Annotated in this window: 10 protein-coding genes; 8 read left to right on the forward strand and 2 right to left on the reverse strand. The window is 70.8% G+C overall.

All coding sequences use genetic code 11. From position 1 onward, the window contains the following. Positions 1–82 precede the first annotated feature (82 nt). Complete coding sequence (locus ACQP2Y_RS32375) at positions 83–3,718, reverse strand: phage tail protein (protein WP_433719325.1); 3,636 nt, start codon at positions 3,716–3,718, stop codon at positions 83–85. Positions 3,719–4,007: 289 nt separating this feature from the next. Here ACQP2Y_RS32375 and ACQP2Y_RS32380 point away from each other — a divergent pair, with 289 nt between their 5' ends. From ACQP2Y_RS32380 to ACQP2Y_RS32395, 4 genes are all read left to right on the forward strand, one after another. Next, a complete protein-coding gene (locus ACQP2Y_RS32380) occupies positions 4,008–4,418 on the forward strand; it encodes a YbaB/EbfC family nucleoid-associated protein (protein WP_433719327.1) in 411 nt (136 codons plus the stop codon). Continuing rightward, positions 4,408–4,737, forward strand: coding sequence for a hypothetical protein (locus tag ACQP2Y_RS32385; RefSeq protein WP_433719330.1), 330 nt, complete (start codon positions 4,408–4,410; stop codon positions 4,735–4,737). Before ACQP2Y_RS32380 ends, ACQP2Y_RS32385 begins: the two co-directional genes overlap by 11 nt. 603 nt (positions 4,738–5,340) lie before the next feature. Further along, positions 5,341–6,102: a hypothetical protein gene (locus ACQP2Y_RS32390; RefSeq protein ID WP_433719332.1), complete on the forward strand. Its 762-nt coding sequence runs from the start codon at positions 5,341–5,343 to the stop codon at positions 6,100–6,102. Then, on the forward strand, positions 6,099–6,665 hold the full coding sequence (locus ACQP2Y_RS32395; RefSeq protein WP_433719334.1) for a hypothetical protein: 567 nt from the start codon (positions 6,099–6,101) through the stop codon (positions 6,663–6,665). The genes ACQP2Y_RS32390 and ACQP2Y_RS32395 overlap by 4 nt, the downstream gene beginning before the upstream one ends. A 7-nt stretch (positions 6,666–6,672) precedes the next feature. Here ACQP2Y_RS32395 and ACQP2Y_RS32400 read toward each other — a convergent pair whose 3' ends face one another. Beyond that, positions 6,673–7,818, reverse strand: a complete 1,146-nt coding sequence (locus ACQP2Y_RS32400) for an acyl-CoA dehydrogenase family protein (RefSeq protein WP_433719335.1) — start codon at positions 7,816–7,818, stop codon at positions 6,673–6,675. Between the two features lie 79 nt (positions 7,819–7,897). On the opposite strand from ACQP2Y_RS32400, the gene ACQP2Y_RS32405 reads away from it, so the two are divergent. Genes ACQP2Y_RS32405 through ACQP2Y_RS32420 form a run of 4 tightly spaced genes read left to right on the forward strand, consistent with a single transcriptional unit; the run spans position 7,898 to position 13,851 of the window. Further along, entirely contained in the window at positions 7,898–9,703 is a 1,806-nt protein-coding gene (locus ACQP2Y_RS32405) for an acyclic terpene utilization AtuA family protein (RefSeq protein WP_433719337.1), read from the forward strand. Further along, complete coding sequence (locus ACQP2Y_RS32410; protein ID WP_433719340.1) at positions 9,700–11,298, forward strand: acyl-CoA carboxylase subunit beta; 1,599 nt, start codon at positions 9,700–9,702, stop codon at positions 11,296–11,298. Before ACQP2Y_RS32405 ends, ACQP2Y_RS32410 begins: the two co-directional genes overlap by 4 nt. A gap of 5 nt (positions 11,299–11,303) precedes the next feature. Further along, positions 11,304–13,247 (forward strand): biotin carboxylase N-terminal domain-containing protein, encoded by a 1,944-nt coding sequence (locus ACQP2Y_RS32415; RefSeq protein WP_433719342.1) that lies wholly within the window; start codon positions 11,304–11,306, stop codon positions 13,245–13,247. After that, positions 13,240–13,851, forward strand: a complete 612-nt coding sequence (locus ACQP2Y_RS32420) for a TetR/AcrR family transcriptional regulator (protein ID WP_433719345.1) — start codon at positions 13,240–13,242, stop codon at positions 13,849–13,851. The genes ACQP2Y_RS32415 and ACQP2Y_RS32420 overlap by 8 nt, the downstream gene beginning before the upstream one ends. The last annotated feature ends 6 nt before the right edge of the window (positions 13,852–13,857 follow it).

Here is a 13,857-nt window from a genome sequence, read left to right on the forward strand (position 1 = left end):
GTCAGGGCGATGACTTCATGTATAAGTTGACACGGTCAGCAAGCTGACACTCGACCCGTCACCCGGAGTTGCCCGCCCGTGATCAAGGTCGTCCGATTCTGATCAGGCCTAACGTTTCCAGGTCCTCGTTGACGTTGTCAGCCTTCTGCTGCAGCTTGCGCTTGGTCTCCGCCCCGATGTCATCGTCGTCCACATCGCGACCGAGCCGCTTCCGCATTGCGCGGAGAATGTCCCAGGCCTCGATCTTCACCTTGTGCGCGTCGCGGAGTTCAACCAGGTCTGTCACCGACGTGCCACCGACCGCGCTTCCCTCGCCCTCGTAGACACTGGCGATCTGCACCGTCACGTTGACGTTGTACTTCGGCGTCTTGCGGCCCTTATCGTCCTGCCCGGCTTCCTTCAACTGCTTGAACATCATGATCCGCGTCGTGCAGTCCGAACAGGGCGAACGCGTCACCTGCAAGACGATGTCGACGGGTTGGGCGGCATCGGTCACCACCGTCTTCCACTTGCGGTCGATCATGGTGAGACACTTCCGCTCCGCGTGCCGCCCTTTGGCCCGAGAGGTGGTGATGTGCTGACCGTTCACCGTCGCGACGCAGGTGGTTCCCTCGCTGAAGTCGAGATCGTCGGTTTTCAAGTGCATGTCCGCGAGCACCTGCACAGCGGCTTTTGAGGGCGAACAAGCGACCATCACATCGAATACGCCCGCCTTTCCGCCGGCGTGCTTCAAGGTGAGACTCTTGAGTCCCTTGGGATGGTAGATGTCGAAGATCCGTTGCAGGATCGGACGAACCTCCGCCGCCCGGACTCCCGACTTGGGGAGCTCACTCGCAAGCTTGGCTTTGACCTGAGTACGGACGTCGCCGGCATTCACAGCATCTTCGGGGCTCGATCCGCGGGCGGACCCTGCTCTTCCTGCGGCGATCTTGCTCTTTACCTTGCTGCCGATCCCCTTGAAACCACGGATCACCGGCCCCGCCAGCTTCAGCCCCGTCTTGATCACGAAGTCCAGCGCCTGATTAACCGGCTTCTGCAACGTCTCCACGATCGACCGGATCTTCTGCCCGATCCCACCCAGCCCGATCACACTCGCCAGGAACCCGATGATGATCGGCAGCATCTGCCCCAGCACATCGTTGATCTTGTTGATGACCCCGCTGACGTTCCCCCGCACGATGTCCGCGACCGAGTCCAGGATCGTGTCCACGAAACGAGCGATCCGCCCCGCGTTGGTCACGAAGAACATCACCACGTCATAGATCAGCTTGCAGGCCTTGATGAACGCCGCCGCCGGGTTGAGCAGTCCGATCAGCCACGTGACCCCGGCCGCGATGATCTTCTCCTCGACGAAGTCGCGGACCTTCTCCAGGATCATTTCCTTGATGTCGCCGAGTTTCTCCAGCAGCATCTCCCACAGCCCGCCGACCCCCTGGGCCGCCAGGATCTGGAAGATCGTCACGCCTTTCTCGACCGCCGCCATTGCCGGGGCGCCGATCTGCTTGACGATCCGGTTGCGGATGTTGGCCCAGGTCAGGCCGAAGATCGAGGCCAGCAGCCGGATGATGCCCTTGACGTCGAACGTCTCCGGCAGCTCCACCCCGCCCTCGGCCAGCGCGCCGAACAGCCAGCCCATCAGGCCTTTGCGGAGGTGGTCGACGATGTTTTCCTTGAATTTGAGGATGCCGCCCTTCACTCCGGCGATCAGGTTGCCGAGGAAGCCGATCGGGTTCTTGATGATGTCGCCGACCACGCCGGCCGCCCGGGACAGGACGTTCTTGAGCATCGCCACGAGTTCGCGGATCGTGTTGATGACCGCCTTGATCGCGCCGATCGCCTTGTCGACCAGGCCTTTGTTCTCCGCCTGCAGCGCTTCGATGCGTTCGTCGAGGCCCTTGCGCGCGTCGACGTACTTCGTGGCGAGCATGTCGACGACCGATTCCTGTTTGGCGTCGACGTCACTTTCCAACTGGCTGAAGCGGTCGCTGATCTCCTTCGAGGCCTCGGCGCCGACCTTCTTCAGGTCGGTGGGCAGGCTCTGCACGTACGCGGTGATCTCCGTCCGGCCCCGCGCGATGCGCTGCTTCGCCGCGGTGAGCTCGCCGCCCACGATGGTCGCGACTCGGCTGATGACGCCGTCCATCCGCTGCAGGTACAGCTCACGCCCGGCGCGGTAGAACTCGTCGACCTTCGCCGGCATCCCGAACAGCTTGTCCTTCGCCCAGCGGAAGCCGCCCAGCCACCCGCCGTAGCGGTCCTTCTTGTACGCCGCCATCTTGGTCGCGACGAACGTCTCGAACGCCGCCCGGGCGCCGGCCTCGCCCTGGTTGAACTCGGCCTCCACCTTGGCGTCGATACCGTCGAGCAGTTTGCGCACGTCGGCCTCGGTGGCGGCGAAGAGGCCCTGGATCTTCCCGGTGACCTCGGCCCGCTTGGCCTCGTCCTTGGACTTGGCCTTCCCCTTACCCGCGACCAGAGCCGCGAGCGCCGTCCCTTTGGCGCCCTGCATGCCGGCGACGCCCGCGGTGGTCTGCGCGGCGGCTTCCGTCCGGCTCTGGGTCAGCACCTGCTGTTCCTGCTGGCGGAACTCGCCCGGGGCGGTGTCGGCGTGCGCGGCCGCGGCCTGCTTGTCGGTGAGGGCCTGCTGGAATTCCGGCTCGTTGGACCGGGCCAGCTGCGGCTCGCTGACGTCGGCGTCGGCCAGTTCCTGATCGGCCTCGTGCTTGCCGGCGGCGAGGTTGAGCTGCTCAGCCGGCGCCGTCTTCGGCACGGCACCGGCGGCCGGGATCGCAGCCGCCTGCCCCGGCTGTTCCTCGGCCATCGGAGTGACCGGCTTGGGGATCGCCTTGGAGGTGTCCGGCGGTGCTGCCGTCGCTGCCTCGATGTCCTTGGCCTGGCCCTGTTTGCCCTGGGTCACCAGCCCCTTGATGTTGTCCTTAACCTCACCAGCCTTACCTGAACTGCGGTAGGCGTCGGCCTCCTCCAGCGTCTTGGGCGACTTGGCCTCGATGGCCGTCTTCACCGCCGCGATGAAAGCCTGCTTGTCGAAGGTGCCGGCCGGCTGGGCGTCCATCGTGTCGACCTTGGCCGCCCGGGCCTGCCCGGTGACGTCGTCACTGGGCGCCAGCGCCGCGTCCTGGGCCTCCTTCGCTTTGGATGCCGCGGCCGGGTGGGCCCGCTTCTGTTGGGCGAAACCTTTGACGTTGCGCCGTACCTGGGCAAAGGCTGGATCGTCGTCGGGCCGCACGCCGGCCGGCGCGACCGGTGGCTGCAGAAGCTGATCCCCGGACAGAGCCGCAGGCGCCGTTGTCGGCGGGGCGCCGCCGGCGGCCGCGACCGGCGCCGCGGGTGGTGCACCGCCGCGAGTCCCACCGGGCTTGGGCACGACGGCCGCGGCCTTGCCGAGCGGACTGACGGCCGGCACCGGCTTGGGCGGCGGCACCGGCGCCTTCGGCGCGACCGAAGCCGGCCCGAAACCGGTCGTGGTCACCGCGAGCGCCGACGCCGGCGGCCGCGGACCTTCAAGATCGACGGGTACGCCCACAGCCTTCGCCGCGCGCAGCCCCTTCTCCACCGTGTCGACCGCCGGTTCGTCGCGGCGCATCTCCTTCAGCGCGGCATCAACGTCGGACCGGGCCTGCTCGCCGGGCGACCGCAGCCGCGCCGCCAGCAGCGCACCGACCGCGGCGTTCCCCGCAGCCCGTTGCAGGGCGAGCACGGCCTGCCGACCGGCCACCGGCCGCCGGTGATCGCCGCCGGTCCGCTGCCGGCCGGCGGCGAGGGCGTCGCTCACCTGAGCCCGCGCACCCTCGGCCGTCTGACGTGCGCCCGTCATCCTCTGAGCGTCCCGGCGTCAGCCCGCCGGCGCAGCATCCGGTCAGGCATCTGGGAGGGCATCTCTTCCTGCCCGATCGGGCGTCCAGGATCCGGCCCGTGGAAGCGCTGGGTGACGGGGTTGCGGCGTCGCAGCCATCGACCTAGGGTTCGGCAGATCGGGGGGCTATGTCATGAGAGATATCGATTCGGCCGAGGAATGGCTGGAGACCTGGGCGGCCGGCGTCGATGCGAACGCCGCGCGGGCCGTGGAGCTGTCGCGCCGGGTCGCCACTCTGACCGGGGAGGCAACGAGCCGCGACGGGTCCATCTCCGTCGCCGTCGGGTCGGCCGGCCAGCTTGAACGCCTGGACATCGAGGACCGGCCGGGCCAGCTGACCGGTGCACAGCTCAGCCGGGAAATCATGAGCCTGATCCGCCGCGCCCAGGCGCAGCTCGCCGCCCGCGTCGCCGCCCAGGTGGAGCAGACCGTCGGCGCCGACACCGAGACCGGCCGCGCGGTGATCCACTCTTACGCGGAGCGGTTCCCGGAACCGCCGGGCGGGCCCGGTGACGACGACCCGCGGGACAGCCATGCCCGGTGAGGAGATCCAGTTCCCGGCTGATGCCGTACGCGGGCACGCCGGCAGCGTCGACGGGATCGCGGACGCTGTCCGGCAGGGCCGGTCAGCGGTGCACGAGGTCACCATGGACACACAGGCCTACGGGCAGCTCTGCCAGTTCCTGCCCACGTTGCTGAGTCCGGTCTTCGCCCTGGCGATCGGCGCTCTCGACGACGCCGAGGACGCCTTGAGAGAGACCGCGGGCAACCTCCGGGCCGTCGTCAGCAGCACGACGGCCACCGACGAGTCGGCCGCCCACGGGGTACGCGCGGCGGGCAAGCACCTCGAACTGCCCCTGTGAGCGCCAACCCGCTAGTGGCGCAGAGCCACGACTCGACGACCTGGTACACCGGCCTCGGCCTGGTGGAGGATGCCGCCGCCATCACCGACGGCATCCGTGACAACAGCTGGGTCGACGGCACACTCGGCGGCGTCGGCGCGTCGCTGGACATGCTCTCCCTCGCGGTCGACCCGCTGGGCACGCTGGTCTCCTGGGGTGTCGCCTGGCTGATGGAGCACGTCCAACCCCTCAAGGACGCCCTCGACTGGCTCGCCGGTAACGCCGACGAGGTCGCCGCACACGCCGCCACCTGGTCGAACGTCGCGGCTTTCACGGACGAGGCCCGCCAGCAGTACGCCGACCGCCTCCGCACCGAGGTGTCCGGCTGGTTCGGCGCCTCCGGTGACGCGTACCGCGCGCACGCCGGCATACAGCTACAGGTGCTGGAGGGACTCGCCACGGCGGCCCAGGGCATCTCCTACGCCGTGGAGGGCGCGGGCCTGCTGGTCGCGCTGGTCCGGGGCATCGTCCGCGACCTGATCGCGGAGTTCATCGGTACGCTCGCCGCCCGCCTGCCGCAGTGGCTTGCCGAGGCCCGGACTGACGCTGGGCATCGCCACGCCGGTGGTCATCGGCCAGGTCGCCACCCTCGTGGCCAAGTGGGTCAACCGGATCCAGCACTTCGTCCGGGGCCTGCTCAGCAGCCTGCGCAGGCTCAGCACCAAGCTGGACGACCTGGCCGGCATCTTCTCGGACCTTAGCGGCCGCAACCGGGCCCTGGCCCGCACCGACCCGAGCGAGTTCCGGCCCGACTTCCCGCGTGGCTCAGACTTCATCGACCCCGGCGACGGCTTCTCGGACCGGGCGGCCGATGCGTACCGGCGCATCCGGGGCAGCGCGGACGACACTCCGCTCGCCGCGGCGAACACCGGGATCGACGAAGGGGTCATCGAGCGGATGCGCCAGAATCTGTTCGTCCAGCAACACGACGTCTCGCTGGTTCCGAACCAGGTCGAGCGCGGCTACTTCACCCCGGTCGAGCGCATCGCCGACCTCTGGGACGGCGCCACTCAGGGCACGCTCAGCCCGGACGACATGGCGGCTTTCCGGAACCTCGCCGCCCACGAGTACGTGGAGAACAGACTCATGGAAGCGGGCCTGCCCTACCGGTCTTCCCATCCGGATGCTTTCGATGCCGACGGCGACCCCATCATCAACCGCGACCATCCGGGTGCTCACGATCTGGCGCCCAACGAGTGGCGGCCCAACGCCCCCTTGGACCACTGGCGCGTGTTCGGCCTCGACGGCTCCGGCCTGCAGATGGCCGACGATCTGTCGAACCTCGATGAGGTCGTCGACGCGGCTCTGCGAGGATTGGGCCGATGACACCCGACGAAGCCGTGCAGGCCGTGGCCGTCCGCCTGAGCGCCATCGACTGGGAGCGCCATGGCGACAAGGCCTGGTCGAAGGCCGCCCTGCTCAAGGAGTACTTCCGGCGGGCAGCCCGGTGGGCGGCGGCCTACGAGTGCGACACGAGAGTGCCGTTCTTCGACATCGCCCTGTGTGTGGATCCGAACGTGCGCGCTCAGCAGGGCGTGGTCGACGAGTTGCTGGAGAAGGTGAAGTCCAGCGGGTGGGACATCCGGCAGGTGGTTCCGTTCATCCTGCACTGGGCCGCGCTGAGTGCCACGCCGGGATTCGAGTATCCCCCTGGCCTGGAGGATCCGTTCGAGCCGCTGATCGGCATGTTCGAGCGCGGCGGCGGCTTCCACACCGAGAACGGCGAGGTCAACCTCGAGTACAAGTCGGTCCGCATGGCCGGTTGGCGAAACCGGGCCGGCGATTCCCCGATGACCGTTTTCGCCGCCGAGACCTTGGACGAGATCGACCGGGCCGGCTCACTCGCCCAGTTCGGTTACGTCATGGGTCCGGACGGCCAGCCGATCTGACAGCCGCTCAGGCCGGCAGCCCGTCGAGCCGAGCCAGCACCTGCAACATCACCTCATCCGCCCCAGCCCCGATCGACGTCAGCCGCGTATCGCGGAACAGCCGAGCCGTCCAGTTGTCCTCCAGATACCCCATCCCCCCGTGGAACTGCAGGCACCAGTCCGCCACCTCCCGCACCAGCCGCCCCGCCTTCAACTTCGCCACCGTTGCCATCCGGGTGATGTCCTCGCCGGCCATCAGCGCCTCGCACGTCACGAGATTGTGGCTGCGCAGGAGGTCCACCTCAGCCTGAAGCTCGGTCAGGCGGAACGCCACGTACTGCCGGTCGGCAAGTGGACGGCCGAAGACCTGCCGGTCCAGGACGAAGCGGCGCGTACGGTCCAGGGCGTACTGGCAGCCACCGACCGTGGTGTACGCGGCGAACATCCGCTCGGTCACGAACTGCCGCATCTGCTGCTGGAAGCCCCGCCCGACCTCGCCGATCGTGTTGGTGACCGGTACGCGCACCTGGTCCAGCACCAGCTCCGCCGTGTCCGAGCAGCGGTTGCCGAGTTTGTCGAACGTGCGGGCCACGCTGAAGCCGGGCAGGTCCGTGGGCACGACGATCTGGGACATGCCCCGGTAGCCGCCCTCGTCCGACGTGCGCGCCAGCAGGCAGAGCCAGTCGGCCTGGGCGCCGTTGGTGATGTACGCCTTCCGCCCGGTGATGACCCAGTCGTCGCCGTCGCGGACCGCTCGGGTGCGCAGCTGGGCCACGTCGGAGCCGGTGTCCGGTTCGGTCACGGCGATCGACGTGACCGCGGTGCCGGCGATGGCCGGGGTGAGGTAACGCTGCTTCAGTTCAGGTGAACCGTAATCGTGCAGCGAGGGGGTGGCCATCATCGCCTGGACGCCGATGGCCATTCCGACCCCGGTGGCGTGCATCCGGCCGTACTCCTCGGCCGCGACCAGCTGGAAGCTCGCGTCGGCGCCCTCGCCGCCGTAGGCCTCGTCGTATTCGAGGCCGAGCAGGCCGAGGGACGCGGCCTTGGGCAGCAGGTCGTGCAGGGGCACCCGGCCGGCCGCCTCCCAGGCGTCGACGTGCGGGTTGACCTCGGTGTCGACGAACCGGCGGACGCTGTCCCGGAAGGCGCGGTGGTCCTCGTTGAGGCGCATGGGCCGACGCTAGCGAAGGGCACCCGGCAGAAACAAGCGCGCTTGCTTGTTTTTTGAACCTGTGCCAGGGTCGGTCGGCATGAGGCCCGAGATGCTGCGCGTCGGCAACTGTTCCGGGTTCTACGGCGACCGGCTCTCAGCCATGCGCGAGATGCTCACCGGCGGCGAGCTGGACGTGCTCACCGGCGACTACCTGGCCGAGCTGACCATGCTGATCCTCGGCCGGGACCGCGCGCGAGACCCGGCGACCGGCTATGCCAAGACGTTCCTGCTGCAGCTTCGCGAGTGCCTGAAGCTGGCGCTGGAGCGCGGCGTGCGGATCGTCGCCAACGCGGGCGGCGTCAACCCGCCCGCTCTGGTGGCCGCGATCCGCGAGCTGGGGACACCGGCCCGGGTCGCTCTGGTACGCGGTGACGACCTCACCCCCCGAGCCGGCGAGCTGGGCCTGGGCACGCCGCTCGGGGCACACGCGTACCTCGGCGCTTTCGGCATCGCCCGGGCGCTCACCGCCGGCGCCGATGTCGTGGTGACCGGGCGGGTCACCGACGCCTCGCTGACCGTCGGGCCCGCGATCGCCCACTTCGGCTGGGAGCGCGGCGACCTCGACGCGCTCGCCGGGGCCACGGTCGCCGGTCACGTCATCGAGTGCGGCGCCCAGGCCACCGGAGGCAACTACGCGTTCTTCACCGAGCTCGACGACCCGCTGCGGCCCGGCTTCCCGATCGCCGAGCTGCACCCGGACGGCTCCAGCGTCATCACCAAGCACCCCGGCACCGGCGGGGCGGTCACCGTCGGCACGGTCACGGCCCAGCTGGTGTACGAAGTGGACGATGCGCGCTACGCCGGCCCGGACGTCACCACCCGGCTCGACACGGTGTCGCTGCGCCAGGCCGGCCCGGACCGGGTCGAGATCACCGGAGTACGCGGTGAGGCACCTCCACCTGACCTGAAGGTCTCGTGCACCACCGTCGGCGGCTACCGCAACGAGCTGACCGTCGTGCTGACCGGGCTGGACATCGAGGCCAAGGCGGCGCTGTTCCGCCGCCAGTTCGAGGCCGCCCCGGGCACCGCGCCGGCCGAGGTGACCTGGAGCCTGGCCCGGCTCGACACCGCCGACGCGGCCACCCAGCAGCAGGCGTCCGCCCTGCTCACCGTCGTCGCCCGGGATCCGGACGAGAAGGTGGCGGGCCGCGCGTTCAGCAAGGCCGCGGTCGAGCTGGCACTCTCGTCGTACCCCGGCTTCTTCAGCACCACCCCGCCGGCCGGCGCCCAGCCTTACGGCGTCTTCGCGGCGGGTTTTGTCCCCCAGGCCGTCCCGGCGCACGAGGTCGTCCGCCCCGACGGCGCGGTGGAATCGATCGAGCCGCCGCCGGTCACCCTGGCGCTCCGGCCGCATGCCGGCGGACCGCAGGTCACCGCCACCGCAGGACCGGCCGGCCGCGCGCCGATCGAGCCGCCGGCACCCGGCGGCCCCGAGATCCGGGGTGCGCCCGACGAACCAGGAGCTGATCCCGGGCCCGGTGTCGGAGCCGGGCCGACCCGGCGGATGCCGCTGGGCACGCTGGCCGGGGCGCGCTCGGGCGACAAGGGTGGCAACGCCAACATCGGCCTCTGGGTGCGCGACGACGACGCATACCCGTGGCTGGCCGCCCTGATCACCGAGCAGACCATCCGGGAGCTGCTCCCCGAGACCGCCGCGCTGCCGATCCGGATCACCCGGCTCCCGGGCATCCGGGCCGTCAACGTCGTCGTCGAGGGGCTCCTCGGCGCGGGCGTCGCCTACAACGCCCGCTTCGATCCGCAGGCCAAGGGCCTCGGCGAGTGGCTGCGGTCCCGGCACGTCGAGATTCCCGTAGCACTGCTGACCGACCGGGAGGAACTGTGACCGTCCTGCGGTCCACGCTCGAACCCGCCACCGACGAGGCCCGGGCCGCCCGGGAGGCGATGCTGGACGCGCTCGCCGAGATCACGGCCGAGACCGCCCGGGCGGTGGCCGGCGGGGGCGAGAAGGCGGTGGCCCGGCACCACGCCCGGGGGAAGATGACCGCCCGGGAGCGGATCGAGCTGCTGCTCGACGAGGACTCGCCGTTCCTGGAGCTGGCCGCGCTGGCCGGCTACGGCTCGTCGTTCACGGTCGGCGGCAGCGTCGTCGCCGGGATCGGCGTGGTCAGCGGGGTCGAGTGCCTGCTGATCGCCAACGATCCGACGGTCAAGGGCGGCGCCAGCAACCCGTGGTCGCTGCGCAAGACGCTGCGGATGCACGAGGTTGCCCTGCACAACCGGCTGCCGGTGATCTCGCTGGTCGAGTCCGGGGGTGCGGACCTGCCCACCCAGAAGGAGGTCTTCGTCCCCGGCGGCGCGGTCTTCCGCAACCTCACCCGGCTGTCCGCGGCCGGCATCCCGACGATCGCGCTGGTCTTCGGCAACTCGACGGCCGGCGGCGCGTACCTGCCCGGGATGAGTGACCATGTGGTGCTGATCGAGCGGCGCTCGAAGGTCTTCCTGGCCGGTCCGCCGCTGGTCAAGGCGGCCACCGGCGAGGAGTCCGACGACGAGTCGCTCGGCGGCGCCGAGATGCACGCCCGGGTGTCCGGCCTCGCCGACCACTTCGCGCACGACGAGCAGGACGCCATCCGGATCGGGCGGCGCATTGTCGCGCGGCTCAACTGGCGCAAGGCGGCCGGCCCGGTCACGGCCACCCCACAACCCCCGCGGTACGCGGCCGAGGAGCTGCTGTCGATCGTCCCGCCCGGCCTCAAGGCGCCCTTCGACCCGCGTGAGGTCATCGCCCGGATCGTCGACGACAGCGACTTCGACGAGGTCAAACCGCTGTACGGCAGCTCGCTGGTGACCGGCTGGGCGCAGCTGCACGGCTACCCGGTCGGCATCATGGCCAACGCCCGCGGTGTGCTGTTCAGCGCCGAGGCGCAGAAGGCGGCCCAGTTCATCCAACTCGCCAACCGCTCGCACACGCCGCTGCTGTTCCTGCACAACACGACCGGCTACATGGTCGGCGCGGAGTACGAGCAGGGCGGCATCATCAAACACGGCGCCATGATGATCAACGCGGTGTCCAACTCGACCGTCCCGCACATCTCGCTGCTCATCGGCAACTCGTACGGCGCCGGCCACTACGGCATGTGCGGCCGCGCCTACGATCCCCGGTTCGTCTTCGCCTGGCCCAGCGCGCGGTCCGCGGTGATGGGGGCCCAGCAGCTCGCCGACGTGAGCACCATGGTGTCCCGGGCCTCCGCGCTGGCCCAGGGCCGGCCCTTCGACGAGGACGCCGCGCAGCTGATGCGGCAGGCGATCGAGCGGCAGATCACCGCCGAGGCGATGCCGATGGTGCTGTCCGGGCTGGTCTACGACGACGGGATCATCGACCCCCGCGACACCCGTGACGTGCTGGGCATCGCCCTGTCCGCCATCCACACCGCGCCGGTGTCGGGCACCGACGCCTTCGGCGTCTTCCGGATGTGAGCAGCATGACTTTCCACGCCGTTCTGGTCGCCAACCGCGGTGAGATCGCCCGGCGCATCTTCACCACCTGCCGGCGTCGTGGCCTCGCGACCGTGGCCGTCTTCTCCGATCCCGACGCGGACAGCCCGCACGTGCGGGAGGCGGACAGCGCCGTACGCCTGCCCGGCTCGACGCCCACCGACACGTACCTGCGCGGTGATCTCATCATCGCGGCGGCCCACCGGGCCGGCGCCGACGCCATCCACCCCGGCTACGGCTTCCTGGCCGAGAACGCCGGCTTCGCCCGCGCGGTGCAGGAGGCGGGCCTGACCTGGATCGGCCCGGATCCGGCGGCGATCGAGGTGATGGGCTCCAAGATCGAGTCCAAGCGCCGGATGGCGGCGGCCGGCCTGAGCGTGCTCGACCTGCTCGAACCGGACGCCGTCACCGAGGCCGAGCTGCCCGTACTGGTCAAGGCGTCGGCCGGCGGCGGCGGGCGCGGCATGCGGATCGTGCGCACCCTGACCGAGCTGCCCGCGGCCGTCGCGTCCGCGGCCCGCGAGGCCGGCGCCGCGTTCGGCGATCCCACCGTCTTCTGCGAGCGGTACCTGGACGAGGGGCACCACATCGAGGTGCAGATCATGGCCGACGCCCACGGCACCGTCTGGGCGCTCGGCGAACGCGAGTGCTCCCTGCAACGCCGGCACCAGAAGGTGATCGAGGAAGCCCCCGCCCCGCTCGTCGAGCGGATCGGCGGTGACCTGCGCGAACGCCTGCTCGCGGCGGGCCGGCAGGCCGCGGCCGCGGTCGGCTACCGCGGCGCGGGCACGGTGGAGTTCATCGCCGCCGGCAACGGCGACTTCTGGTTCCTGGAGATGAACACCCGCCTGCAGGTCGAGCACCCGGTCACCGAGTGCGTCACCGGCACCGACGTGGTCGGCCTGCAACTCGACGTCGCGGCGGGCCGCCGGCTCAGCGGTGCGGAGCCGGCGATGACCGGCTACGCCGTCGAGGCCCGCCTGTACGCCGAGAGCCCCGCCGACGACTGGCGCCCCGAGACCGGCACCGTGGTCACCTTCGACGTCCCCGGCGTGACGGCCCGTTTCGAACGAGCGAGCCTGGACGGCCTCCGCCTCGACTCCGGGGTGGTGGACGGCAGCGTCGTCGGCACCCACTACGACGGCATGCTGGCGAAGGTCATCGCGTACGCGTCGACCCGGGAAGCCGCGGCCCGGCAGCTGGCCGCCGCCCTGCGCCGCTCGCGGGTGCACGGGGTGGCCACCAACCGTGACCTGCTGGTCGCGAGCCTGCTGCACCCGCAGTTCCTGGCCGGCACCGCCGGGACCGGCTTCTACACCGCCCACCCGCCGGCTGAGCTGACCGCCGGGACCGGGCTGGACCCGGCTCTCGGCGCCCTGGTCGCGGCGCTGTCCGACGCCGCGCTGGTGCCGCTGCTGGCCCGCGGTTTCCGCAACATCCCGGTCGGCTACCGCAGCCGCATCTACACCGCCGGCGACACCGAGATCGAGGTGCGGTACCGCTTCGGCCGCGACGGCCTGGAGGTGGCGGGCCGGGACGACGTCGCCCTGGTCGACGCCGGCGCCGACGCCGTGGTGCTCGACCTCGACGGTGTCCGCCGCCGGTGGACGGTGGGCCGCTTCGCCGACCGCGTGGTCGTCGACGGGCCGCAGGGCTCGCTGGAGCTGCGCCGGGTGCCGCGCTTCACCGACCCGTCGGCCCAGCTGCCGGCCGGTGCCCTGGTCGCGCCGATGCCTGGCACGGTGGTGCGCACGGACGTGCGGATCGGCGAGGCCGTCGTGGCCGGCCAGGCGCTGATCTGGCTGGAGGCGATGAAGATGGAGCACGTGGTGCGCGCCCCGGCGGACGGCACGGTGACGGAGCTGCCGGTCCCGCTGGGCCGGCAGGTCAGCCAGGGCACGCCGCTGGCGGTGGTAACCACGGATGGCTGACGACTCGGCTCCCAAGCAGGACCGCTCCCGGGAGACTCGCCGGCGCTTGCTGGAGACGACCATCCGGAGCCTGGCGCGGCACGGGTGGGAGACCTCCACGGTGGCCTTCATCGCCGCCGAGGCCGGCATCAGCCGCGGGGCCGTCCAACACCACTTCCGGACCCGAGAGGCGCTCATCCTGGCCGCGCTGGAGGCCATGTTCGAGGAGCGGGCGGCCCTGCTCGACGCTCTGCCGGACCCTGGGGGTTCGAGCCCGGACCGGGTGCACGCCGTGGTGACGGGCCTGGTCGACGCGATCGGCGGCGAGTTGTTCCGGGCCGCGCTGCAGGTCTGGACCGTGGCCGCCGCCGACCCCGAGCTGCGGGCCGCGGTGGTCCCGCTGGAACGGCACTTCGCCCGCGGCGTGCACCGGCGGGCCGTACGACTGCTGCGGGTCGACGACACCGACCCGGCCGTCCGCGGTCTCATCCAGGCCACCCTGGATCTGGCCCGGGGCCTGGCCCTGGCCGACGTGCTCACCGACGACTCCCGCCGCCGGGCCCGGGTGGTCCGCGCCTGGTCGGACCAGCTGACCGCCGCCCTGGCGGCGAGTGCCAGAACTTGATGTTCG

Source organism: Actinoplanes sp. CA-051413, assembly GCF_050955795.1.
Lineage (GTDB): Bacteria > Actinomycetota > Actinomycetes > Mycobacteriales > Micromonosporaceae > Actinoplanes.